The sequence below is a fragment of the Methanofervidicoccus sp. A16 genome (assembly GCF_003351865.1).
GTDB lineage: Archaea > AGJL01 > Methanococci > Methanococcales > Methanococcaceae > Methanofervidicoccus.
On record NZ_CP022242.1, the window covers coordinates 1,456,138 to 1,480,775 of the forward strand.

The window sequence follows — 24,638 nt, forward strand, 5'->3', positions numbered from 1 at the left end:
AGAAGTGGAGCAGATCCTTCTTAGCAGGTTGCTATTATTAATTTTTATTAAAGGATTGTATTTTAATAATATTTTAATATTTTTTCAGTTTTTATTTATTTTTATTATTTAAATCATTACTTTAAATGGGAATAAGGTTATTTACTTTTTATCCCTATCCCTTCAGAATTATTTTATTGTTATTATTCTTAAGATTTTTATTATTTTTTATTATGATTATTATTTTTATTATTCTTCTAACTACAATCTTGATGGGAACTAAGGTGAATATTATTAAGTTCTAAGTTTTCTATTAAAAAAATTCTAAAAAATTATAATTTTAGATACAGCCAAATAAAAAGAAAAGTAGTACCTTATTACTCCCTGACCTCATAGATTTCAACATCTTAAACATTCCATACCCTACTCTACTGATAAATTAAAAGGGTTTATATTTTATTAGCCTCATCTTTTTTACTACTCTAAAGGACGAGGCTTCAAGGTTGTGGTACTTATGAAGATCGGAGTATCCTGTAGTGTATTTTTAGACTCTAAAATAACTCTTACAGATGCTTTAAACTTCTTAGAGAAAAGGGTAAAGTACGTTGAGTTGCTATGTGATGGTAATATGAATATTATGAAGAAAGAGAATATCGAGGTGGTAGACTCCTACAACTTAAAATACACACTACACTGTCCATTAACAGATCTAAATCTTTCATCTTTTAGGGAGAAGATCAGACTAGTAAGTTTAGATTTCGTCAAAGATATTTTACAGATTGCCAATAAGGTAGACAGTTCTATTCTTGTACTTCATCCAGGTTACTGTGTATTTAAAGATGATTACAGTATGGCCTTGGAATCCCTTATAAAAACCTTGAAGGAGTTGAATAGGATTCAGGAGGAGTACAGTACTAAAATCACCATTGAAAATATGCCCTCCTACAGTATGTTCATGTTCAGGGAGCCTGATAAGGAGATCTTTGAACATCTAGGTGATATAAAGATAACCTTCGATATAGGCCATGCCTTCTTAAATAAAAATATAGAGGATTTCTTAGATAGGGATGTAGTGAAGAAAATAGCGCATACTCATATACATGACAACAACGGAGATCTCGATGAACACCTGTGTATAGGGAAGGGAAAAATACCCTTTGAAGATTACAGGAATCGATTGAAGAAAATAAAAGGTATAAAGATGATAGAGATGCAAAATAAAAGTATAAGAGATATAGACAGATGTATTGAATACCTAAAGAATCTGTTAGAATAGTTATAAATCTTTTAATATTTGAAAATAAGCATTTTAGAATTAAAAAAAAGTATTAATAGCATTAGAATTATTAGTTATCCTTAGTTGTTTTGATACTTTTTATCTCTTAATCTGGTGGTAGGATGATAAGTAGTAAATACTACAGTGGTTACAAGATCTATGTTGTTAAAAAGAACGGTGTAAGGGAGTTATTTGATGTAAATAAGTTAGTTAAATCCCTTTTGAACTCCCAAGTTGACTACAGACATATAAATAGGATCCTCGCAATACTTCACTCTAAGTTATACGACGGAATAACTACTGGGGAAATAAAGGAAGTTGTATGTGAATTACTAAAAGAGATAGACAGGGAGAATGGGACCAACTACTTAGAAAAATATAGGGAGGAAACTAACTTAGTGGTTAGAACCTCCAACAACGAGATTCAACCATTTGATAAAAACAGAATTATCAAAAAACTCATAGATGAAACTGGCTTAGATGGAAAAACTGCAGAGAAGATAGGAAATGAGATTGAAAAATCTTTAAAGAAACTTAACCTTAAGTATATCACGGCACCTATGATAAGGGAACTGGTAAATGCAAAGTTGATAGAGTACGGGTTGGAGGAGTACAGAATAAGGCATACAAGGTTAGGTATCCCTATATACGACATTAAAAAACTGATAAATGAGGGGTGCAGGGAGAACGCCAACCTTATGCACAACCCAGAGTCTATACATAAGTGGGTTGCAGACGAAACGATGAAGCAGTACGCCCTCTTAGAGATATTTCCCAAGGATATTGCAGATGCACATATGAGGGGAGATATCCACCTCCACGACTTGGAGTACGCTGCAATAAGGCCTGTATGCTGTCAACATGACTTAAGGAACTTCTTCATGTACGGTTTAAGGGTAGATGGAACTGGACGGCATACAAGTGTTTCAAAACCTGCAAAACATCCAGAGGTTGCAATACAACATGCTGCCAAGGTACTAAGTGCTGCCCAGTGTGAGATGAGTGGAGGCCAGTCGATAGACGAGTTCAACATATGGTTGGCCCCTTACATGAGGGGGCTGTCCTACAGTAGGATAAAACAACTTATGCAGATGTTTATCTACGAGATGAACCAGATGTACGTTGCAAGAGGGGGACAGACAGTTTTCAGTAGTATAAACTTAGAGTTGGAGGTGCCAGAGTACTTAAGGGATAAGGAGGCTGTTGTTGCAGGGGATGTTAGGGGTACCTACGAGGAATACGAGGAGGAGGCTCAACTTATCCTACAGGCTCTCATAGATGTAATGATGGAAGGGGACGCTGTAGGGAAACCTTTCCTATTTCCAAACTTCATTGTGAAGTTGAGAGGGAGGGCATTTAAGGATGAAAACAGGGAGTTGATGGTAAAACTCCATGAACTTAGTAGTAAGTGGGGGATACCTTACTTTATAAACATGTACCCTGAATGGCAGGTGGAGAATACAAACGCCATGGGCTGTAGGACGAGGTTAAGTGGAGACTGGAAGGGAGACGTTGAGATGGACACCTTGAGAACTGGAAATATGCAGTGGTACACCGTCAATCTACCGAGGGTAGGTTACGAGGCTAAGGGAGATGACGACAGATTATTCGAGGTACTCCATGAGAGGTTGGAAATAATTAAAAGAGCACTGTATATAAAACACCATGTAACAGAGAGGATCCTCAAAGGAGGAATACTGCCATTTTTAACACAGAAGTTCAACGGAGAGCAGTACTATAGGTACGAGAACACCACTAAAACCTTCGGTTTCGTGGGGTTGAATGAACTTCTCAAGTACCACATAGGAGAGGAACTCCACGAGTCCAAGTACGCCCTTAAGTTTGGAGAGAAGGTAATTAAATATATTAGAGATTATGCAGATAACTTAAAGGAGGAGACAGGTTTAAGGTGGAGTGTAACCCAGACACCGGCAGAGAGTACTGCAGGAAGGTTTGCCAGGTTGGACTACAGGTACTATAGGGAGGAGTGTGAATCTGTGGTAAATGGAGATCTCTCCAATCCAAATACCCTCTACTATACAAACTCTTCACATGTTAGGGTAGATGCTTCAGTATCTGTAGGAGAGAAGGTAAGAATAGAGGAGAAGTTCCATCCACTCTGTAATGGAGGACATATTGCCCACTTCTGGAATATTGAGGCTTACTCAGATCCAGAGGTACTTATGGAGATAACTAGGAAGATAGCAGAAAGATCTGATATTGGTTTCTGGACCTACACGAAGAACTTAAGTATATGTGAAAGATGTGGAAGAACTATTGCTGGTCTCAAGGATAGATGCGCCTATTGTGGTAGTAATGTTCAGAGGTACAGTAGGATAACTGGCTATCTACAGAATGTCTCTAACTGGAACGATGCAAAGAGGAGGGAGTTGATAGATAGGAGGAGTAATATCCCTAGGATTTAAATTATTTTAAATTATAATTTTTATAAAAAGGAAGAGGATTAAAAGATCCTATAAATCATTGATGGATCCTATTTCAGTATTTAAGAAAATATTATTTAGTTTTTTAATTTTATTATAAAATTATACTAAACATGTCTTGAGAATTTTTGTTAAATAACGAAAATAAATAATATTTTATAATTTTATAATAATATTATAATTATTATAATTATTAAAAATAATAAAAAAATCTTAAACACTTAAAAAGAATTAAACTTTTTTATTTACCACTTTTCTATTCAAAAAATATGACCTAAAATTATACATTCACTATAGATTAAAAATATAATATGTGGCAGAAAAAATAGTAAAAATTAAGAAATAAAATAAAAAAGAAAAAATGTAGAAAATACTTGAGAAAACACTACATTAATAAGAATCTCGTTCTTCTTCAGTGCTCACTGTAATCCCGAAGATATTATTTCTTTAGATGATTTAATACTTCTAAGAATACTTTATTTTTTTTAATACTTAAATATTATTCCTTTTTTATTTTAAATTAAAATCTTTATAGTAAGTGTCCAGTCACAATAAAATAAATTTTAGATAAGTTCAAAAAAGATAACTATGTATTACATTTTAGATAGGAGGAACCTCTATAAACCTTATCCCATCTTTAGATACAACTAAATTCCCCCTCCACTCTTCCTTAGTCTCTGGATAGTCTGATCTATAGTGAGCACCCCTACTCTCCCTCCTCTCTAAAGCACACCTAGTTACAAGTTCTGCAACTGTTATCATACTCTTAAATTCGAAGTATCTTTGAATCTCAAATACACCCCTTAACTTTACATTTTCTAAGTTATTTTTTAAAACTTCTATCTTAGATAGAGCACTTCTTAATCCCTTCTCATTCCTAACTATAGATACGTTATCCCACATGGTACTTTTAAGATCCCTTATAAGTGAATGTATCGAGTATCCCCTCTCTCTCCCTACCTTCTCCCCTATCTCCCCCTTTATCTTACTAATTATACCCTTTACATCTACCACATCCCTAAGACTTTCCCTATCCTCTACAAACTCCCCTGCACTTCTCCCTGCAATCGCCCCAAATACCTGAGTATCTGCAAGGGCGTTGCCACCTAACCTGTTTGCCCCATGGATACCTCCTGTAACCTCTCCACAGGCGAATAACCCCTCGATGTTTGTCTCACATCTTTCGTTTATCCTTATACCTCCCATAAAGTGATGGGCAGTAGGTGCCACTATCATAGGTTCCTTTCTTATATCGATCCCTACATCTAGGAACTGTTTAAGTGTAGTCTCCAACCTTTCCTCGATAACATCATCTCCTAAATGAGATACATCTAAATACACTCCTCCGTTAATACCTCTTCCCTCCTTTATTTCGGTGTATATGGCCCTTGCAACAACATCCCTTGTAGATAACTCCATCCTCTCCTTATCGTAATTTACCATGAACCTCTCTCCATACCTGTTATAGAGTATGCCCCCCTCACCTCTCACAGCTTCAGTGACTAAGGTACCGCTATTTACCATCCCTGTAGGGTGGAACTGCACCATCTCCATATCTATTAACTCTGCCCCCTCCCAGTAGGCCATTGCAAAACCGTCCCCTACCTTCTGGATAGGGTTGGAGGTTATAGGATATATCTGTCCAGCGCCTCCTGTAGCAAGTACTGTAGATGTTGCATATATGGGAAATATTTTTCCATCTATGAGATCTAAAAAAATAGCACCATAGCATCTGTTATTTTTAACTATTAGTTTTATAGCCATTACATCCTCCAATACTGTAACATTATCCAACTTACAGATATACTCCATCAGGGACGTCATTATCTCATGTCCAGTCCTGTCTCCACTGTAGCACGTCCTGTTGAAACTCTGTCCCCCAAAGGGCCTCTGGGCTATACTACCGTCTTCTTTTCTGTCAAACAGTGCTCCAAATTTCTCTAAGTTTCTCAACTCCCTTGGGGCGTTTTTTACTAATATCTTAACTAACTTAGGGTTATTTATATAACCTCCTCCCTTTAGAGTATCCCTGAAGTGTCTCTCAAAGTCATCCTCAGGATCCAGTACAGCGTTATAACCTCCTTCAGCCATTACAGTACATCCACTTTTGCCAAACAACCCCTTAACTGCCACTACAACCCTCTTATCACTACACTCTATTGCACATCTGGCACCAGCCCCTCCCCCTCCTATTATAAGAACATCTGTTATCACAGTATCACCGAGAACTTGATATTTAGTATTCGGCAAACATATAAGATCTTTTAAAAGTAATTGTTTCTCCTTTATATAAATAAAATCTTAGTTTCCATTAAAAATGTAGTAAAAAAATAAAAATAAATATAAAAAATAAAAAATAATCCTGATACAATTAATATAAAAGAATAAGTAAAAACCAGTACCTTAGGGTCTTTCCTGAATACCAATATTGGAAGATATTTAAAGGATCACCTTTCTCCAGTATTTAAGAGTAGCAGTAGGAAATATCTGTTTATATTTTTCTTTTCTAATCATTATAATTTTATCTTCTTATTGCTTTTTTATCATTTTTGATAGAATTAGATTTTATTAAATCCTTATGTCCTTCTTTAGAGAATACCTTATAGGGATAAAAATACCCAAGAATATGATCAACATAACAAGGGCTGCTCCCCAAGCCATCTTATGATCCTCAGGGGATGGACTTTGAACCAGGTTGTAGATTAGAAGAGGAAGGGCCCCAATGGGTTCAAATAGGCTAGTAGGATAGGACTCGTAAAGACCTCCAGCGGTATACAGTAGGGGAGCAGTCTCTCCAGCAACTTTGGCCATACCTATAAGTATTCCAGTTAGTATTCCCTTTTTAGCCATTTTTGTAATGATTTTAAATATAACTTGAGCCCTTGTACACCCTAAAGCGTATCCTCCCTCCTTATATATCTTAGGGATCTCTGACATAGCCTCCTCTGTATAGATGGCTACGTAGGGCATGAGGATTATTGCCAATGCCAAGGCTCCAGCTAAGGCTGAATAGGTTCCCATTGGGAATACAACAACTCCAGCTATAAAGGTACCTACAAGTATAGTTGGAAACTCTAACATTATCTGAAGTAGGACCTTAGTAGCCCTACCAACTAGACTCTCTGGGAACTCATAGACATAAGTTCCAGCGAGGAATGCTAGAGGTACTCCAACTATTGTTGCTGTAAATGTTAAGATAAGAGTACCTACTATGGCAGGTCCGATTCCTCCATTACTGAAAGTCTCGGTTATAAAGGATAAACCCCTTTCTGCAATTACTGGGGCCCCCTTTAGAAATATAGATATAATAATATGAAAAAGGGGCAGTATGGCCAGTAGTGTTAGAGTTCCGAGAGTAATTAAAAATATCTTCTCTTTTAATACCCTTAACTTTTTATATTCAGTGCGAAACATGAGATCTCCACCTCTTGAGATAGTATAGCCCTATTATGTTAACTATAAGACCTATAAGGAACAGTACCAGTCCTCCTGCATACAGTGTAGGAGTCATATACTGATATATAGCTGCATTTCCAAACTGATTTGCTATCAGGGAGGAAATGGTATATCCTGGAGCAAACAACTGATATGTTAAGTTAAAGGAGTTACCTATAACCAGAGATACTGCAACTGTTTCACCGAGGGCCCTACCAAAGGCTAAAATAAACCCGGAGAGGATAGCAGGCTTAATATATCCAACTAAAACCTTTGTAGCCTCATATCTCGTTGCTCCCAATGCATAAAGTCCTTCCTTATACACCGTAGGTATCATGGAATAGGCTTCTCTGATAATGGCAGAGGCAAAAGGTATAACCATAATCCCTAAAAGAATACCTGCAGATAGATAACAGTATCCAGTTAAAGGAGGATAACTGAAGAGAGGTATGAAGGAGAAGTTTTCATATAAGAATTTCATGATATAATCTCTAAGTATAGGAACAAGTATAAGTGCCCCCCATATACCGTATATTATGGTAGGTAGTCCAGCCATTATATCAGATATTATTATCAGAGGATACTTTAATTTTTGAGGAGCGTAGTCGTTTACATATATGGCATAGGCTACAGAAATGGGAATTGCAAATATTATTGCGATTATTGAGGTGTATATACTACCCCAAATAGGTGCTGCCAACCCGTATACTTCTTTACTAGCCTCTTCAGCTGCAACCCATACATTTTTTATGAATAGATCTATACCGTACTTCTCAATTGCTGGATAGGAGGATACAAAGTAAAATACCAACATTGAAACAAACAATAGAAATACTACTATGACTGCTGGCATTGTTATTATCTTAAACCCATCGAACCTTCGTAAAATCTTCCTTAGATCCATGCTATCTACCTAATTTTGTATTGTTAATAACTTATAATTTTTATATTATATTAAAATAATTTTAAAAATTAAAAATAAAAATTAAATAAAAATAAAAAAAGAGGAAAAGTATATTTATTCTTTTATCATATCTACAGCCTTTAATCCAATCTTAGCAACTTCTTCTGGTAATCCTACATATCCTTCTGCCAGGTTCTCTGGCTTCTGTCCCTCAGTTAATACCCATCTTAGGAAATCCTTAATAGCCTTAGCCTCCTCTGGACTGTAGTGTTTGTGGTTTATATTCTCCCAGACTAGGAAGTGTGTGAATGCTACTATTGGATAGGCATTCTCGCCAGGGGCGTCTAACAACTGTTTTGTATCTTCTTTGTATCCTTCTTTAGGTTCTGGTATGTAAGCCTTAACACCTGCAACAGCTGCCTTAATTGTATCTGTATCTGGTTTAATAAACTTACCTTCTTTGTTTTCTATGGCAGCAGTTGGTAGATTATTTTCAATGGTATAGGACAATTCGGTGTATGCTATACTGTACTTAGTACTCTGTAATGTATTGATTACTCCAGAGTTACCCTTTCCTCCAACTCCTCTACCTACCTTATCAACTGGCCAGTCTACAAGTTTTCCACTTCCTACTTCCTTAGCCCACTCCTCACTTATCATACTTAGGAATGTTGTGAATATCTTTGTGGTACCACTACTGTCACTTCTGTGTACAACTATTATTTTCTCATGTGGTAGTTTATCTGCAACATCTGGGTTCAACTTCTTTATTCTCTCGTCATCCCAGTATTCGATCTTCCCTAGGAATATATCTGCCAATACATCCCTACTTAACTTTAAGGTATGATCTCCAATCTCTGGAATATTGTAGGTTATAACTACCGCTCCCACGATCTCTGGGAACTGCAATGGCTGATCTCCAGTTTCTAAGAACTTCTTCCACATCTCCTCTTTTACTGGTGGATCTGTTCTTCCAATGTGTGTAAGACCCATTAAGAAGTCTTTCTGTCCCTTTCCACTTCCTCCTCCTTCGTATTCAATCTTTACATTTGGATTTATCTTCTGATACTCAGCTATCCATTTCTGTACCTGATACTTTGGGAATGTTGCTCCAGAGGTTCTAATTGTAATAGTTTTAGGGGCAGTTGTAGGCTTGGTTGCTGGCTGAGTAGTTTCTTGAGGTGAGGTTGTAGGTGTAGTAGTCTCTTGAGACTGGGCCTTCTCTTCAGTACCCATACATCCACTTAGGGATACTACTGGAATAATAAGTAATATCCCTAAAATTAATGCTATCGCCTTCTTCAACGTATCACCAAATATTCTTTTTTAACATTCATCTATTAGGTCATATAATAGTATATAAAATTTTCTATATAGAATTATATTTCATAAAATATGAATATTATATATTAGCCAAAATTAATAATATTGTATCTGTATAAAAAAATAGATAAAAAAATAGATTTAATCTTTATACAGTTCCAATGGGATGAAATTATCCTTTTCTTGATCGTAATATTCAATCTCTCCAGTCCCTATATTGAAGTACCATCCATGTATGGAGAGTTCCCCATTTTCTACCCTTCTCTTTACCCCTGGATAGGTCATAAGGTTTTTAATCTGGAACTTTATGGAAGTCTTCTCAGTAAGTTCTGCAAGTTCCTCTTTATCCACTGTCTTATTCCCGATCTCCTTTAAAACATACTCCTTAACTGGCTCTGCCACTTTTAACCACTTTTTTATAGCCATCATCTCTGGATCCTCTGGAATATCTTGGTAGAGTGCTTTACAGGCCCCACACTGTGAGTGGCCACAGACTATGATATGATCCACTTCTAACACAGAAACTGCATACTCTATTGCCGATGCAACACCACTGTATTCTAGGGCAGATTCATAAGGTGGTACAAAGTTCCCTATAACTCTCAGGACGAAGAGATCTCCAGGATCACTTTTTGTTATTATACTTGGAACAACCCTTGAATCACTACATGTGATGAAGAGCACCTTTGGTTTTTGACCCTCTTCAGCCAATTTAGTGAATAGATCTTTATTCTTTTCATAGTAGTCCTTTCTGTACTCTTTATAGTTTTTTATTAGCGTTTTCAGATCTTTACCTTCCACGCTTACAACCTCCTGTCTATTTTTAGTAGTTGGCTTAGCAGGGGATTCCTGAGGTTGGGCATTCTCTTCAGTACCTATACATCCACTTAGGGATACTACTGGAATAATAAGTAATATCCCTAAAAGTAGGGCTACTATCTTCTTCAAGATACCACCTACAGTTCTTTTTTTAACATATATCTATAAGGTCATTAACGGTATATATAATTTTCCTACACGAATAATATTATTCGCTACGAATAATACTTTCAAATCAACAATTTTAATAAAAATATGTAAATTAATAAATAAAAATAGTAATATTATAATTAGAGAAATAAAAAGGTATAAATTAATGTATAGGAGGGATAAGGATGATGACTACTCTAAAAACTATAATATTGATGGCCCTACTGACGGGAATACTCTATGGGGCATGTTTACTGTTCCATATTCACCCTCTAATTGCCATAATAATTGCACTGATACCTAACCTTATTGCCTACTTCTTCAGCGATAAGATAGTACTTATGAGTTACGGGGCGAGGATAGTAGATGAGAGGGAGGCACCTTATCTCCACAGGATTGTAGAGAAGGTGGCAAGAAGGGCAGGTATTCCAAAACCGAAGGTTGCCATAATAGACACTCCAACACCAAATGCCTTTGCAACAGGTAGAAGTCCAAAACATGGAGTGGTGGCAGTTACTACGGGAATTATGGATCTACTTAACTCCCAGGAACTGGAGGGGGTAATTGCCCACGAGGTAAGTCATATAAAAAATAGGGATATTCTTATAGGCTCTATAGTGGCAGTACTTGCAGGGGCTATTGTATACCTTGCAGATATGCTCCAGTGGGGATTATTCTTTGGATTCACTAGGGACGATGAAGATAATCCCTTCCAGTTTATTGGTTCTATACTCTTTATAATACTTGCACCAATTGCGGCAACCCTTATACAGTTTGCCATCTCTAGACAGATGGAGTTCCGTGCAGATGAAGGAGGGGCTAGATATTCCCATCCACTCTATCTGGCGAATGCACTAATCAAACTTGAAAAAGGAGTAAGTATGTATCCTTTAGATAGAGGCAATCCAGCAACTGCACACCTCTTTATAGTAAATCCATTTAGAGGGGAAAGTATACTAAAACTCTTTTCCACACACCCACCAACAGAGGAGAGGGTAAAGAGACTTCTAGAAATGGCAAAAAATCCAAGGTATCTACAATAACAAATTAAGACCTTCACTATAATATGAGGTACCCCATTAATATGGATGTACATTTAACACTAGGTTTCTAGAGTTAACAGAAACTTACAATATTGGATACTCTGTCAGGATAAGGTCTATTTCCGAAAAATTTATATATATCCTTTTTTAAACTTAGGAATATAAAGTATATGAGGTGATGAGATGGCAGAACTACCAGTTGCACCAGTAGCAAGAATATTAAAAAAAGCAGGTGCAGAGAGAGTAAGTGAAAAGGCTGCCAAGGCATTAGTTGAGGCCCTTGAAGAAATAGCAATGGATATTGCCAAGGGAGCCGTAGAGTTGGCAAAACATGCCAACAGGAAGACTGTTAAAGAGGACGATGTAAAAATGGCCTTGAAGATGATAATAAACAAGTGTAAATAACTTCCTTTCAGTTTTTTAATTAGTTTTTTATAGTAGGATATTAGAAGTTATTTTTAGGAAGGAGGAGTTAGGTGGAATCCTGTTCTACTTCTACAGCACTTGGTGTAAGGTAGAGAATAGGGATAGATCTTACTTTTTTACTGATTTTAATTATTTTTATAATGATTGTTATTTAAATAAAGGCTCTCGGAGTTCTTGTTTAGATATTTTCATTCAGAATCTAAAATAACAATTAATCTAATACCTAATTTTTAAGGAGTTTCCTGAATATAAGATAAGAATAGGGAAATAAATATTATACCTTTTTGATTTTTTGAATAACTAACTTTTATATTATATTATTTTTTTACTTCATTATTTTTTTGATTATTTTAATTATTATCATTTAAATTTGTCATTTTTAAACCATTACTACTTAAGGAGTTAGGATTATTATATTATATTATATTTTAAAACCCTAGTCCCCATCAAGATTGTGATTAAAAAAAATATAATAATTATCATAATAAAAAAATAATAAAAATCTTAAGAGGAATAATAATAAAATAAACTTTCATTCCCATCATAATAAGATTTAGATAATAAAAAAGATAATAAAATTAATAATAGCAGACTGTTAGGGAGGATCTGCTTTATCCCTACAGTATCTTAGAGCATTTCAGGAGAAATTATTTATCTCTTGTTTTGATTTCAATAATTTTAATACTTCTTTTTATATTTTTATTTTTTATAATTATTGTTATTCTTATTAGAATTTTTTGATGGGAATTAGGGTATTTTAAAATTTTTAAAAAAAATTAAAAAAACTATATAAAAAATTATAACTATTAATACAAAACTACCATTCTAATCTTTTATAAAAAATAATGAAATTTGATGTTATGCTCTCTGTTGCTACTGCTGAGTGTTTTACACATGGGAAGATAGGAGTTATCTTACATAAAATGGCCATGGGACATGAAGATGTAAAGAGATGTCCCTATTACTCTATTTTTAATAACAATATATACGTAATAGCATCGATGTTTTTACCTCAGAAGGATGTCATAGAGTGTATTTTAGATATAAAACTACCACCTCCAGACTACAAATACAGGTACGCCAAAGTATACAATGAAAAAAATGATCTTAAGGTAGCGTATCTTATAGCAAAGGGATTGAAGGATAAGTTAGGGTGTAATATTGCGATAGGAACTACAGCAGGTGTTGGTAGAGGGGGTATATGTATCCTTACAGATAGCAGGAGATACCTATTTACAACCGATGTTTACGGGAATGTGCTAACTGGAGAAAATTTAGTTGAAAGATCAAAGGATGGTTTATATAAAACTTTAAATAAACTTGCGGAGATTTTAAGTAATGAATATGGTATTAGAGCGTAATTGTTTATTGATACTTAATATTCTAGACATTTCAAAAGAATAACAACGGAAATTATACGTCTAACGGCTCATATAATTAATTTCTATCTTTATTTTTTATTATCTCATCCCTATCAAAAAACTCTAATAAAAAATAATATCCTAAATAGAATAACAATTAGAATAAAATAAATTAGACCAGAAAACAGAAAATATTCTCTCTTAAAAGATCCGTGGACATGTATATAAGAACAAAATCCCTAACAGGAATACTCATTATAAATATCAACCAATCTGTTAAATTTTTAATTTTTAGCACAAAAAGTTCTGTTCATAACTATAACTGTTTTCTTTGTAGAAGTGGAGGCCATGTTCCTTGAGAATGATTTCAATCTGTTTTTTCAAATATTCATCATCTGAAACTACACCATAGGGATAGATGTAAGCCTTATTATCTACATTTATACGGGGGTACATAGGTTCTAAGTATACCTCCTCTAGGAGGGATTTTTTTAAGTACTGGGTTGTCTTTGTTAAATTTACAAGTACTGGCGGTACATATGGAGGGTTGTTCTTAGGTATGATCCACTTGGTACCGTAGTATATGAAGTAGTTGGGATTTATCAAAAGATATATTTCTCCATGGATCTCTAAAGCAAGTGTCCAGGAAAAAACTCCTCTTGTAAATCCTAAAAGTCTTCCCAGATACGCCGTCTTAGGGTTGTTGTATCCAACCTTTAAGGTTCTACCTACTATCCTTGAGAGTGCCTCTTTAACATGGATATTCTTTGGATTTGTAGGGAGGGAGGTTTTAGGTAGGATGTTTGTAGGTACATGGTTCTCAGGTTTTATCATATGGAGTGCCCTTAAGGGATAAAAATAGTAATGGTTCTTCTTATTCAACATTACAACTCCTTCTAAGGGTCCGTTGAAGTCGAACTTTATCAACTTCCCTCTGTAGGTGTTGAAGGATTTGTTCAGTGTAAATTCCCCATAGGTGTTATTTTTTAACAGGTACTTTACCTTCAAATTAAATCCCCTGTAAAACTTTTTTAAAATAATAAAAATAAAAAATTATAAAAAATAAAATAATTATTCAAATAACTCCCTTAACTTTATCTGATACTTACCTAACTTACCCCCGTAGTTACCTGCAGTTATCTTTTTAACACCTTTCACAGTTGTTGCTGCCAAGATACCTACCCTCATAGCCTCCTTAACAGACTCCTCATCTACTCCATCTATTACGATCTCATATACTCCATTTACATCCTCTGGGATCTCAGAGTCCTCTACAACATCCTTAAGTGTTGGACACATCTTGTGGTTAGTAGTAGCGGTCATAAACTTATACTTTGGATTGGAGGCACCTACCTTACTACCGGAGGCTACTATTCCTCCAGGGAATGGAGTAATTACCTTATCTACAGATCTGATGGCATTCACTGCAGCCTCTGCTGCCACCAGTGCAGTCATATTAGCATCTGCCATTATGAAGAAGTTCCCACCTGCAACTCCCTTCTTGATACCGAACTTGTTCTCTACTATGAACTCCCCTCCCATTATAGGTATCCTATATACTGTTCTGTCCCCTAACTTATCTTTCTTCTCGTAACCGTCTCCAAAGAACTTCAACTTAAACCCCACCTTTAGATGCTCCTCTGCATCCTCACCCATGGCATCAAATGCTGCAGTTGTAGGTGCAGTTAAGACACACTGTCCAAGTCTCTCTAAGAGTTGCTTTTCCAACTCTGATTTTTTAGGATGACATATCTCAATTATAAAACCAGGTCTTCCATCTGGAGTCTTTGTTGGAGGTACGTACTTCTCAATCCCTGCCTCTGCAGGACACATAATAACTGAACATCCAAACCCTGTAGCCTCTGTTGCCGCTATTTTCGCAAGTCTCTTTGTAGCTGCAGTTATTAAAACTCTAGAAACCCATATAGGAAATGCTTCAGCAAAGGTATCTTCTATATACACACCATTTATTTCCATCTTCTCACCTTTTCAGTTTTATATATTTACTATCTTTATTAATATTATTTAAATTTTTATTTTTAATTTTACAAACTGTTAGATAAAATCAAGTAATAAAGACTTTAGAAGACATGGTTATTAGATTTTTAAAAGGTAGATGTTTTAGAATTTAATCTTTTTTCATAGTGTACTCTTACAAGTATAGGAGAGTAGAGAAGATGACTGATTACTAACAAAAAGACTTATATTCAGGTTCATTCTTTATTAGTAAAGTAGACACAAACCTTAATAATCCATTAGCGAAATACAAATTTATTAAACAAAAATTATTAATATAGATATATTATAACCAATTTTTTATTAGGATCTTGGTGATAGTATGGTGTCTGAAAATATAAAAAACTTTGTCGATGAAATCAGTGGTCAAGTTCAGAAAGAGGCTAAATATATCGAGTTGGTTTTTACGATCTATTATCTCATAAGTTTAGTAGAACCTGGTAAAAGGGAAAGTTTTCAGGAGGCTATTAACAACGCCGAAAGTATAGAGGATGCCTACGAGATACTTAACGCCTTAAAATTACAAATTGGTGCACAGGGTGCTAAAAAATTACTTAAAAACCTATAATTCTCATTTTTCAGTTATTATTTATGGAGAGGAGTATAATTCCCAAGATCACCAGTACAATACCTATTATCTGGTTGATAGATAGATGTTCCTTGAGAAAGAGGACTGCCAACACCGTAGTGATAGCCGGTCCTATGGAGGACAGAGGTACAACGATACTGGCCTTTCCCTTGTTAAGCATATAATAGAGAAGTAAGCTCCCCAATACTACCATTACTGCAGATATCACTCCATAGATCAGAATTTTTCCCTGTATTTGCCACAATCTCTGGGGGTCTTTTACTACTATAAACATAGAGAGTACAATACCTACGATATTAACTATAATCCACTGTATAAAAGGGTCCTTCTCAGAGACAATCTTTGCAAAGAAGGTACCTACACCGTAGAGGATCGCTATAAGGATCCCCGCTATAACTTCATTTATAGTAACCACCGTTATTTCGTTATATTGTCATCGCTTCACCAACAGAAAAATAGAGAAATAGTGTGTTATAGGTCCTTTAAAGGAGTTTTAGAAGAGGATATTATTTTGCTTTTTTACAACGTAAATAGTAAGATATACCTCTTTAATGTTTTATTTTCAAGTATTTTTACCTTCTCCATTATTTTTTATTATAATTATTATTTTTTATAGAGGGTTGTAGGAAGATTAGAAATATTTTACTACAAATTAATAACCTTGGCATCTTTGATATTCTCCAAATTTTTTAACCTCTCCAACACATCCTCAGGTATTACATGATCTACGTTGAGAATCATTATACTCTCTCCGCCAGGTTCTTTCCTACCAACTTGCATTCCTGCAATGTTTATACCATAGTCCCCTAGGAGTAATCCCACCTTACCTATCATCCCAGGTCTATCTATATGCCTAATTATACAGATAATACCCTCAGGTTTTATATCCACCTTGTATCCGTCGATCTCCTTAAGTACAGGTTTGCCCTCTATTACAGAACCAACCAGCGACACTTTTTCTGACTTACCTTCCGCCAATACCTTTATGGCATTACCGTGCTCACTCTCAGATATTGTACCCTCAATTACCTTTATGTTTCTACTTTTAGCCACACTAGGAGCATTTACAAGATTTACTCCTGCAAGGAGTATTGGAGAGAGCATACCCTTGAGGAAAGATCTCTTTACCATCTCAGTATCCTCCTTTGCTATCTCACCACTGTATATCAACTCTACCTTCTCTATGGATCTATCAAGTAGTTGTATAGCCATAAGTCCTAACTTCTCTGCAAGTTCCATATAGGGCTTTAACTTACCCATCTTTTCAGAAGGAATCGCAGGGAGATTTACAATATTCTCCGCAGGTTCTCCCCTAAGTATCTTTACAATCTGCTCTGCAACTATGATACCTGCACTCTTCTGTGCCTCTTCTGTAGAGGCTCCCTGATGAGGAGTTCCTATGACGTTGTCCAATGTAAGTAGTGGGTTATCCTTTGGGGGCTCCTCCTCGAAGACATCCAGTGCTGCAGATCTTATCCTCCTATCCTTAAGAGCCTCGTAGAGAGCCTTCTCATCTATTAGCCCTCCCCTTGCACAGTTTACAATTATTGCATTTTTCTTCATCAGTGATATCTGCTCTTTGCCTATTATATGTCTAGTTTTTGGAGTTAGAGGAACATGGAGGGTGATGAAATCACTAACCTTACAGAGTTCGTTGATATCATTTAATAACTTAACACCTAAACTCCTTGCAACATCCTCAGGTATATAGGGATCGTAACCTACAATATTCATTCCAAAGGCCTTCGCCCTCTTCACTACCTGCTGTCCTATTCTACCTAATCCAATAACTCCAAGGGTTTTACCGTAAAGTTCAATACCTTTAAAGGATTTCCTATCCCACTCTCCCCTCTTTAGCGAGGCTGTAGCCTGAGGTATATTTCTCGCTGCAGATAACATCAACCCCATGGTTAATTCAGCAACAGAGATGGAGGACGCATCTGGAGAGTTAACCACTATAATACCTTTCTCTGTTGCATACTGTACATCTATGTTGTCTACACCAACTCCCGCCCTTGCAATGATTTTTAACTTCTTTGCGTGCTCTAAGACGTCCCTTGTTAATTTTGTTCCACTTCTAACAACAATAACATCAACATCCTCTATTTTCTTTTTTAACTCCTCCTTACTTAGGTTAGTTGCTATCTCTACATCACCAACTCTCTCAAGTATTTTTACAGCGTCTTCGTGTATCTCATCTGTAATAAGTATCTTTACCATAGTTCTTCACTTCCAACTTTGTGGTTCCTTAATTTTTAATATATTACTTTTATATTTATCCTCCCTGTCAAAAACCCTTACCTTAAAAAATAAAAAATTTTATATTATAAATATTTGTAAGCAATTAAATACTGTTGAGATGAATATAAAAATTTAATAATAAAAATTTTAAAAATATAAATTGTTTTATAAAAATTTAGAAATAGAGACTTCAATAAAGTTGAATAGTTATAATATTCTCTAAACCTTTATTATTATACAGTTATTTTTATAATGACTTATAGTTTTCTATATGAATATACTCTTAAATTTACAACATCTCCAAGAAAATAAGTACAAATTTTTTCTTTAATTGAAATTTAGTAAATGTTAGTTTTCTAATGGATATAATACTATCTAAATATTGGAATAAATTAAAAGTTTGTGATAACTATGGACAAATTTACAATAGAGTACGATGAAGAAGAATTTATGGAGAGATATGAAGATAAGATAAAGCAGTACATTAAAAGCAAGTTATCAGAAGATACAATAAAGAACAATATTTTCGAGTTTAATATAAAGGACTTTTTAAGATACTTTCCAGAGGCGGGAGAGGTAAATGATATTATTATAGAGTATCCGATAGAGGTAGAAAATACCCTCTTCTATATATTTAAAGAGACGTATAGAGAGGTATTTGGCGAGGATAGTAAAACAGAGAAGGAATTAGAGAAGATCCAGATATCTCTAAAGAACCCCATAGGTTGTGAGAAAAAAATAGAAGATATAAACTCCTTCGATATCAACAAACTTGCTACATTTGAGGGAGATATTATATCTGCAGGTAAGGTGTGTGCTTTACTTAAGAAGGCGTACTTTGTATGTCCCCGTTGTGGAAATGTGAAAAAATATACTATCCACGATTACTTTAAAAAGTTGTCTAAAGTAGTATGTGATGTAGAGGATTGCAAGGAAGAGATGGTACTGGACCTGGACAACTCTACCTATGTAAATATTCAGGAGTTAGAGATTCAACAGCCTATTGATCTTATGAAGAATCCTGAGGATCCTCCAAAGAGTATAAAGGTGTTCCTGGAAAACTCTCGAGGAATATATTCAGGAAGAGTAAAGGTTGTAGGTACTGTAATAAGAAAAAGTACACGTTCCAATCTAAACTCCCCAATTTTCGAAATATGTGTTAGGAGTAACAGTGTCTCTCTAATTGAGAGTTATCAGAAAATTGAAGTTAGAGACATTCTTAAACCTGATCTAATAGAAACATTAAATGAACTAGGTAAAAAGAAGAACATAGTGGATATACTCTCTAATTACCTCATATCCCAGATTAAAGGATACGAAATTGTAAAGAAGGCAATATTTCTACAGCAGATAAAGGGATGTATGAAGTTTCTACCAGATGGTACCCCTCTAAGGAGGGACAGTCATATACTTCTAATTACAGATCCTGGAATAGGAAAATCTACCATGTTAAGAAGGATAGCGAGACTCTTCCCTCAGAACTCCTACGCTTCAGTTACCACTGCTACAGGTGGAGGGCTTACAGCCAACGTTATAAGGGAGAGTACAGACATAGGAGATGGATGGGTAGTGAAACCTGGGGTATTTGTAAAATCCAACGAAGGTACAGCCTGTATAGATGAACTTACTGTAGATAAGAACGTTATGAAGTACATCCTCGAAGCTATGGAGTCCCAGACAATACATGTGAATAAGGGAGGTATAAATGTAAAACTTCCCGCTAAATGTGCAGTCCTTGCAGCCTGTAATCCAAAGAGAGGGAGGTTCGATCCCAACTTAGGAGTAGTTGAGCAGATAGATATACCACCACCACTCCTAAGTAGGTTCGATCTCATATTTCCCCTTAGGGATATACCTGATAGAAGGAGGGACGAGGAGATTGCAGAACACATCTTAGATGTCCACATAGAAACTGCCACTAAGGAGTACTCTATACTAAAACCTATTGAGATAGACGGTATAATAGTAGATGAAAATCTAATTAAAAGTTATATCATCTATGCTAGAACCTGTGCATACTTTGAGGAGAATCAATCACTCTTTATGGGAGATGAGGTAGACGAAAGGCAGATAAAAAACCCCTATTTAACAAAATCTGCAAAGAAGATCATAAAAGACTTCTACATAGATATGAGGAAGTTGGGAGAGGAAGATAGCCCAATACCAGTTACAGCAAGGCAGTTAGAGGCTATTATAAGAATATCAGAGATGCATGCAAAGGCTAGGTTATCAAAGAAGGTTGAGGAAAAGGATGCAAAGGTAGCCATAGAGATCATAGAGGAGTGTTTAAACCAGGTTGCCTACGATCCAGAAACTGGTAAGTACGACATAGGAAAGATTATGGGACAACTGCCTAAGTCTAAGTACGACAAGATGGACAAGATACTAGAGATTATAAAGGAACTCTCTGCACTCTCCAACGACGGTTTAGCCTCAGAGGATGATATAATAGAGAGAGCCTCTGAATTTGGTATCTCTGAGAAGGAGGTAGAGGAACTACTGGAGAAATTAAAGAAGAACGCCGAGATATACTCACCAAGGTTTGGATACTATAGGGTTACATAAGGAGATCCATAACTATAGTATAATGACTTAGAAACCTTAAAATAAAAATAAAATATTTAAATATTTAAAAATAATGAGAGTAAAAAAGTAAAAGATTAATAAAAGAGGGCAAAAACTCCCTAAAAAAGAGTTATCGGAAATCTTATTTTCATTTCTTATAGTGTTTAATTTTGTCTAACTGTTTGTAGAGATTTTTATTTTCTTTTTTATTTTTATTGAGATCCTAAAAACAAAAACAACGTTCTTTTAATATCTTTATTTTTTCGAACATCTTTTCGGAGATCCTGAACATTTTAATATCATTAGAGAGTTTTATATCTTTTTTCATTTTTTAACTATTATTTATAAACCCCAATTCCCATCAAAAAATTCTGATAAGAATAGCAATAATTATAAAAAATAAAAGTATAAAAGGAAGGTATTAAAATCCAGAATAAAAGATAATTTCCTGGAATGCTCTAAGATGCTATGGAAGTGAAGTAGATTCTTCTTAATAGATAGCATTAATTTTAATCATTTTTTTCAGTTTTTTTTATTATTTAAATCATTACTTTGATGGGAATTAAGGTTATTCACTTTTTTATTTCTATATCTTTAGAATTATTTTATTATTACTCTTAAGATTTTTATTATTTTTTATTATGATTATTATTTTTATTATTCTTCTAATTACAATCTTGATGGGAACTAAGGTATTATTTATAATTTATCTTCCATCACAATCTTTGAAGTCCCATAAGAAAATTATATAAACATGTGGAGATATCTATATTAGTGGTGGATGATGATCGGTGGTAGCTTCTGACCTGTGATGAATGATGGGCGAACTGACACCGTTATTTATTTTTATCTCCTTTTCTCATAACCATAGAGAATGCAATCGTTCCAACAGGTCCTGCCACAATTATAAAGAGTGCTACTGTTTCTCCAAAGGGTATATTAAATCCCTGAGAGAGTACTACTAAAAAGGTAGCTACAATAATGGCCATTAAACCCTCTCCAATGAGTACGTTAGATGTATTTTTATGGAAACAGAGTTTCAGGGAGGAGAGTGCTCCAATTATCAAGGAGAACATGGTAAAGTACAGAACATACTCGTTCATTATATCCCCTCGTTAAAGCATTATTTTAGTGAATATTGTTGTTGAAATAAATAGAACAATAATTACATGGAGCTAATAACATCTTTAAAGAGAAGATCAACATGGAGAAATTTTCTTCTTCATTCAGTACTCAAAAATAAATCCGCAGAAGTTATAACAAAGAGTTTATTTTTTATTAATATTAAAAATAATTATTAAGTTTTATTTTTTATCATATTTATTATTTAAATTTATTTAAAGAGTATACTACAATATTCTAGATCATCTCTTAAATTATCCCTAAATACCTTACAGCCCATACTATAAAAATTAAAGCCCCAAGGACTACTGCAAACCATACCCAGAGAGATATAATATAGTAAAGTTTATACAACCTCTCTATATTTTTTGGGTTGTTCAAAAGTCTCTTAAATGGGTCTGTACCTCTGTACTTTCTTTTCTTCATTCTATCACAGGTCCCATTCTAAAGAGATAGACTGTAGTAGTAGGGAGATGTCTCCTAACTATTTTTAACTCAGGTTTATAGATATATAAAGTACTCTCCTCACTGAAAGGACTTATATCCCTCCCCAGTATTTTAGATATCACCTTTACCTCTTCACGGCCACTGATTTTCACAGTCCCAGACTCTAAGGAGGCGTCTATCTCTAAAACTATAGGTATTTTCAGATCTAAGTTGTCAGTTAACTCCTTCAGAAGATTTAACTCTCTCTTTTTTATTCTATGTCTCTTACCATTTATAACAACATGAGGTTTTTCCTCTTCTAAAAGTTCCCTCAGTGTTTTTTTCCTAAAGTTTATATTTAAACTACGTAGGAATCTGTAGATCTCCCTATCCATATATATCAACCCCTATTTAATACTATAAATAAAAAAGTATAAAAAATAATATTAAAAAAAAATTAAAAAAATAATAAAGGGTGATAGAGATGCTAAGTGTAAATCTAAAGGCACTCCCTATAGTAGAGGAAATGATGAAAAAGAAGGAGGAGTTGAACATAGAGGTAAAAACCTTAGAAAATGGGGCAAAAGTTATAGACTGTGGGGTAAATGTACCTGGTAGTTTTGAGGCAGGTAAGGCATTTACAAAGGTGTGTCTAGGTGGATTGGCAGATGTAGGTATCGCCCTAGATGAGGGATTAAATGATGGATTGGCACTGCCATCTGTAAAGGTGATCACATCCCATCCTGCAGTATCCACCTTAGGTTCCCAGAAGGCAGGATGGGTTGTGAAGGTTGGTAAGTACTTCGCCATGGGTTCAGGACCTGCCAGAGCCCTTGCAAAGATGCCTAAGAGCACCTACGAGGAGATAGGATACGAAGATAACGCCGATGTAGCTATACTGTGTTTAGAGTCCTCAAAACTTCCAAATGAGGATGTCGCCCAGCATGTAGCAGATAAGTGTGGAGTAGATGTTGAAAAGGTCTATCTCCTAGTTGCTCCAACCTCATCCCTTGTAGGTTCTATACAGATCAGTGGTAGGGTTGTGGAGAATGGAACCTACAAGATGTTAGAGGTACTAAACTTCGATGTAAAGAAGGTTAAATATGCAGTAGGTATTGCACCTATCGCCCCAATTGTTGGAGACGACTTAGTTATGATGGGTGCCACTAACGATATGGTACTCTACGGAGGTAAGACCTACTACTATATAGAGAGTGATGAGGGGGACGATATAGAGGAGTTATGTAAAAAACTGCCCTCCTCTGCATCACCAGACTATGGAAAGCCCTTCTTAGAGGTATTCAAAGCTGCAAACTACGACTTCTACAAGATAGATAAGGGAATGTTCGCTCCTGCAGTGGTAACGATAAACGATATAAGGACTGGAAAGTTAGTAAGTTCCGGAGAGATAAACGTTGAGGTAATCAAGAAATCCCTGAACTACAGAACTATTTAAATATTTTTATTCCCTTTAAAATAACTATTTTTTATATTATAAACACCCTGAACAGGAATAAATTTTTAACAAGTATGATAATTATTAGCAGAGTATATAGCATTTAAAATAAAAAACCAATACTAAACAAAGTGATAATTATAATAAAAGTTAAAAACCCTAGTTCCCATCAAAAGAATAGTTTAAAGAATAAAATAAAAATAATTATAAAAATAATAAAGAAAATGTTTAAAAATAAAAACTTCTATTATTCCAAATTTTAAAAAAGGAGATTGAAGGGAAATGAACCTCTGTATATTTTCTAATATAGGAAATTAGAATAAGATCTCCTATCTTACCTAAGGGTTCGGAAAGATCCTAAGGATATTTAATATTTTTATATTGAACCTTACTCCCATCAAAAATTCTAATAAGAATAATAATAATTATAAAAAATAAAAGAATATAAAAAGAAGGTATTAAAATCAAAATAAGAGATAATCTTTCTAGGACGCTCTAAGATACTATGGAGAAGTGGAGCAGATCCTTCTTAGCAGGTTGCTATTATTAATTTTGTTAAAAGTATTATATTTTAATAATATTTCAATATTTTTCAGTTTTTATTATTTTTTATTATTTTTATCATTACTTTGATGGGAATTAAGGTTTTTATATTGATTATTTTCATTATTCATTTAATCACTTACTTAATGGGGACTAAGTTTTTACTTTTTATCTCTATCCCTTCAGAATTATTTTATTATTACTTTTAAGATTTTTATTATAATAATCATTTTTATTATTCTTCTAATTACAATGTTGATGAGAACTGGGGTAAAAATAATTATATAAAATAAGTAATATAATAGAAACCCTACCTTGCTTTTCTAGTACTAATGTAATCCAAGAACAATAAAAGTTATATTTTGCTTTTTCCTGTTATATTCTTTATTTTTATCCTAATTATTTTTAATTATTATTTTTATTTGAGATCTTTATATTTTATTAGTTTAAAAAAGATTTTTTTATTATTAAAAATCTCACATAACTGTAGTGAAGTATTTAGTTTTATCATTTTGATTAT

At 34.5% G+C, this 24,638-nt stretch carries 20 protein-coding genes; 8 read left to right on the top strand and 12 right to left on the bottom strand.

Annotation, left to right across the window (positions count from 1 at the left end; all coding sequences use genetic code 11):
• Positions 1-493 precede the first annotated feature (493 nt).
• Positions 494-1,255, top strand: coding sequence for a sugar phosphate isomerase/epimerase family protein (locus tag CFE53_RS06660; protein ID WP_148121064.1), 762 nt, complete (start codon positions 494-496; stop codon positions 1,253-1,255).
• 122 nt (positions 1,256-1,377) lie between these two features.
• Positions 1,378-3,681, top strand: coding sequence for an anaerobic ribonucleoside-triphosphate reductase (nrdD, locus tag CFE53_RS06665; RefSeq protein ID WP_148121065.1), 2,304 nt, complete (start codon positions 1,378-1,380; stop codon positions 3,679-3,681).
• Positions 3,682-4,299: 618 nt separating this feature from the next.
• Here nrdD and tfrA read toward each other — a convergent pair.
• From tfrA to CFE53_RS06690, 5 genes are all read right to left on the bottom strand, one after another.
• Positions 4,300-5,913 carry a fumarate reductase (CoM/CoB) subunit TfrA gene (tfrA, locus tag CFE53_RS06670; protein ID WP_148121066.1) on the bottom strand — a complete coding sequence of 538 codons (1,614 nt, stop codon included), beginning with the start codon at positions 5,911-5,913 and terminating at the stop codon, positions 4,300-4,302.
• A 354-nt stretch (positions 5,914-6,267) separates the two neighbouring features.
• Positions 6,268-7,113: a phosphate ABC transporter permease PstA gene (gene pstA, locus CFE53_RS06675; protein WP_148121067.1), complete on the bottom strand. Its 846-nt coding sequence runs from the start codon at positions 7,111-7,113 to the stop codon at positions 6,268-6,270.
• Positions 7,100-8,038: a phosphate ABC transporter permease subunit PstC gene (gene pstC, locus CFE53_RS06680; RefSeq protein WP_148121068.1), complete on the bottom strand. Its 939-nt coding sequence runs from the start codon at positions 8,036-8,038 to the stop codon at positions 7,100-7,102. The genes pstA and pstC overlap by 14 nt, the downstream gene beginning before the upstream one ends.
• Positions 8,039-8,152: 114 nt before the next feature.
• On the bottom strand, positions 8,153-9,343 hold the full coding sequence (pstS, locus tag CFE53_RS06685; protein WP_148121069.1) for a phosphate ABC transporter substrate-binding protein PstS: 1,191 nt from the start codon (positions 9,341-9,343) through the stop codon (positions 8,153-8,155).
• A 159-nt stretch (positions 9,344-9,502) separates the two neighbouring features.
• The gene (locus CFE53_RS06690; RefSeq protein WP_216360697.1) at positions 9,503-10,309 is read right to left on the bottom strand and encodes a carbonic anhydrase; all 807 of its coding nucleotides are present in this window, start codon (positions 10,307-10,309) and stop codon (positions 9,503-9,505) included.
• A 206-nt stretch (positions 10,310-10,515) separates the two neighbouring features.
• Here CFE53_RS06690 and CFE53_RS06695 point away from each other — a divergent pair, with 206 nt between their 5' ends.
• The 3 genes from CFE53_RS06695 to CFE53_RS06705 all read left to right on the top strand — a co-directional run bounded on the left by CFE53_RS06695 (position 10,516) and on the right by CFE53_RS06705 (position 13,160).
• Positions 10,516-11,373, top strand: coding sequence for a zinc metalloprotease HtpX (locus tag CFE53_RS06695; RefSeq protein ID WP_148121070.1), 858 nt, complete (start codon positions 10,516-10,518; stop codon positions 11,371-11,373).
• Between the two features lie 183 nt (positions 11,374-11,556).
• Positions 11,557-11,778: a histone family protein gene (locus CFE53_RS06700; protein ID WP_148121071.1), complete on the top strand. Its 222-nt coding sequence runs from the start codon at positions 11,557-11,559 to the stop codon at positions 11,776-11,778.
• Positions 11,779-12,659: 881 nt separating this feature from the next.
• On the top strand, positions 12,660-13,160 hold the full coding sequence (locus tag CFE53_RS06705) for a UPF0254 family protein (protein ID WP_148121072.1): 501 nt from the start codon (positions 12,660-12,662) through the stop codon (positions 13,158-13,160).
• Positions 13,161-13,451: 291 nt separating this feature from the next.
• Here CFE53_RS06705 and CFE53_RS06710 read toward each other — a convergent pair whose 3' ends face one another.
• Positions 13,452-14,168, bottom strand: a complete 717-nt coding sequence (locus tag CFE53_RS06710) for a hypothetical protein (RefSeq protein ID WP_148121073.1) — start codon at positions 14,166-14,168, stop codon at positions 13,452-13,454.
• A gap of 63 nt (positions 14,169-14,231) precedes the next feature.
• Complete coding sequence (fhcD, locus tag CFE53_RS06715) at positions 14,232-15,137, bottom strand: formylmethanofuran--tetrahydromethanopterin N-formyltransferase (RefSeq protein WP_148121074.1); 906 nt, start codon at positions 15,135-15,137, stop codon at positions 14,232-14,234.
• A 361-nt stretch (positions 15,138-15,498) separates the two neighbouring features.
• On the opposite strand from fhcD, the gene CFE53_RS06720 reads away from it, so the two are divergent.
• Positions 15,499-15,744 carry a hypothetical protein gene (locus CFE53_RS06720; RefSeq protein ID WP_148121075.1) on the top strand — a complete coding sequence of 82 codons (246 nt, stop codon included), beginning with the start codon at positions 15,499-15,501 and terminating at the stop codon, positions 15,742-15,744.
• 10 nt (positions 15,745-15,754) lie between these two features.
• On the opposite strand, the gene CFE53_RS06725 is transcribed toward CFE53_RS06720, so the two are convergent.
• Together CFE53_RS06725 and serA are read right to left on the bottom strand one after the other, a co-directional pair.
• Positions 15,755-16,171, bottom strand: coding sequence for an EamA family transporter (locus tag CFE53_RS06725; protein ID WP_148121193.1), 417 nt, complete (start codon positions 16,169-16,171; stop codon positions 15,755-15,757).
• Between the two features lie 239 nt (positions 16,172-16,410).
• The gene (gene serA / locus CFE53_RS06730; RefSeq protein WP_148121076.1) at positions 16,411-17,985 is read right to left on the bottom strand and encodes a phosphoglycerate dehydrogenase; all 1,575 of its coding nucleotides are present in this window, start codon (positions 17,983-17,985) and stop codon (positions 16,411-16,413) included.
• A 432-nt stretch (positions 17,986-18,417) separates the two neighbouring features.
• On the opposite strand from serA, the gene CFE53_RS06735 reads away from it, so the two are divergent.
• Positions 18,418-20,571 (top strand): minichromosome maintenance protein MCM, encoded by a 2,154-nt coding sequence (locus CFE53_RS06735; RefSeq protein ID WP_253254750.1) that lies wholly within the window; start codon positions 18,418-18,420, stop codon positions 20,569-20,571.
• Between the two features lie 836 nt (positions 20,572-21,407).
• On the opposite strand, the gene CFE53_RS06740 is transcribed toward CFE53_RS06735, so the two are convergent.
• The 3 genes from CFE53_RS06740 to CFE53_RS06745 form a co-directional block, all read right to left on the bottom strand.
• Positions 21,408-21,674: a hypothetical protein gene (locus CFE53_RS06740; RefSeq protein WP_148121077.1), complete on the bottom strand. Its 267-nt coding sequence runs from the start codon at positions 21,672-21,674 to the stop codon at positions 21,408-21,410.
• A 268-nt stretch (positions 21,675-21,942) separates the two neighbouring features.
• Complete coding sequence (locus CFE53_RS06880; protein WP_172456377.1) at positions 21,943-22,119, bottom strand: hypothetical protein; 177 nt, start codon at positions 22,117-22,119, stop codon at positions 21,943-21,945.
• A complete protein-coding gene (locus CFE53_RS06745; RefSeq protein WP_148121078.1) occupies positions 22,116-22,514 on the bottom strand; it encodes a DUF61 family protein in 399 nt (132 codons plus the stop codon). Before CFE53_RS06745 ends, CFE53_RS06880 begins: the two co-directional genes overlap by 4 nt.
• An 89-nt stretch (positions 22,515-22,603) precedes the next feature.
• Between CFE53_RS06745 and mch the strand changes: the two genes are divergently transcribed.
• Positions 22,604-23,575, top strand: a complete 972-nt coding sequence (mch, locus tag CFE53_RS06750; protein ID WP_148121079.1) for a methenyltetrahydromethanopterin cyclohydrolase — start codon at positions 22,604-22,606, stop codon at positions 23,573-23,575.
• The last annotated feature ends 1,063 nt before the right edge of the window (positions 23,576-24,638 follow it).

Bases quoted from the DNA above. Each gene is read 5' to 3' on its own strand.
- CFE53_RS06660 (WP_148121064.1), top strand. From the start codon at position 494: ATGAAGATCGGAGTATCCTGTAGTGTATTTTTAGACTCTAAAATAACT.
- nrdD (WP_148121065.1), top strand. From the start codon at position 1,378: ATGATAAGTAGTAAATACTACAGTGGTTACAAGATCTATGTTGTTAAA.
- pstA (WP_148121067.1), bottom strand. From the start codon at position 7,113: ATGTTTCGCACTGAATATAAAAAGTTAAGGGTATTAAAAGAGAAGATA.
- pstC (WP_148121068.1), bottom strand. From the start codon at position 8,038: ATGGATCTAAGGAAGATTTTACGAAGGTTCGATGGGTTTAAGATAATA.
- CFE53_RS06695 (WP_148121070.1), top strand. From the start codon at position 10,516: ATGATGACTACTCTAAAAACTATAATATTGATGGCCCTACTGACGGGA.
- CFE53_RS06700 (WP_148121071.1), top strand. From the start codon at position 11,557: ATGGCAGAACTACCAGTTGCACCAGTAGCAAGAATATTAAAAAAAGCA.
- CFE53_RS06705 (WP_148121072.1), top strand. From the start codon at position 12,660: ATGCTCTCTGTTGCTACTGCTGAGTGTTTTACACATGGGAAGATAGGA.
- fhcD (WP_148121074.1), bottom strand. From the start codon at position 15,137: ATGGAAATAAATGGTGTGTATATAGAAGATACCTTTGCTGAAGCATTT.
- CFE53_RS06720 (WP_148121075.1), top strand. From the start codon at position 15,499: ATGGTGTCTGAAAATATAAAAAACTTTGTCGATGAAATCAGTGGTCAA.
- serA (WP_148121076.1), bottom strand. From the start codon at position 17,985: ATGGTAAAGATACTTATTACAGATGAGATACACGAAGACGCTGTAAAA.
- CFE53_RS06735 (WP_253254750.1), top strand. From the start codon at position 18,418: ATGGACAAATTTACAATAGAGTACGATGAAGAAGAATTTATGGAGAGA.
- CFE53_RS06740 (WP_148121077.1), bottom strand. From the start codon at position 21,674: ATGAACGAGTATGTTCTGTACTTTACCATGTTCTCCTTGATAATTGGA.
- CFE53_RS06880 (WP_172456377.1), bottom strand. From the start codon at position 22,119: ATGAAGAAAAGAAAGTACAGAGGTACAGACCCATTTAAGAGACTTTTG.
- CFE53_RS06745 (WP_148121078.1), bottom strand. From the start codon at position 22,514: ATGGATAGGGAGATCTACAGATTCCTACGTAGTTTAAATATAAACTTT.
- mch (WP_148121079.1), top strand. From the start codon at position 22,604: ATGCTAAGTGTAAATCTAAAGGCACTCCCTATAGTAGAGGAAATGATG.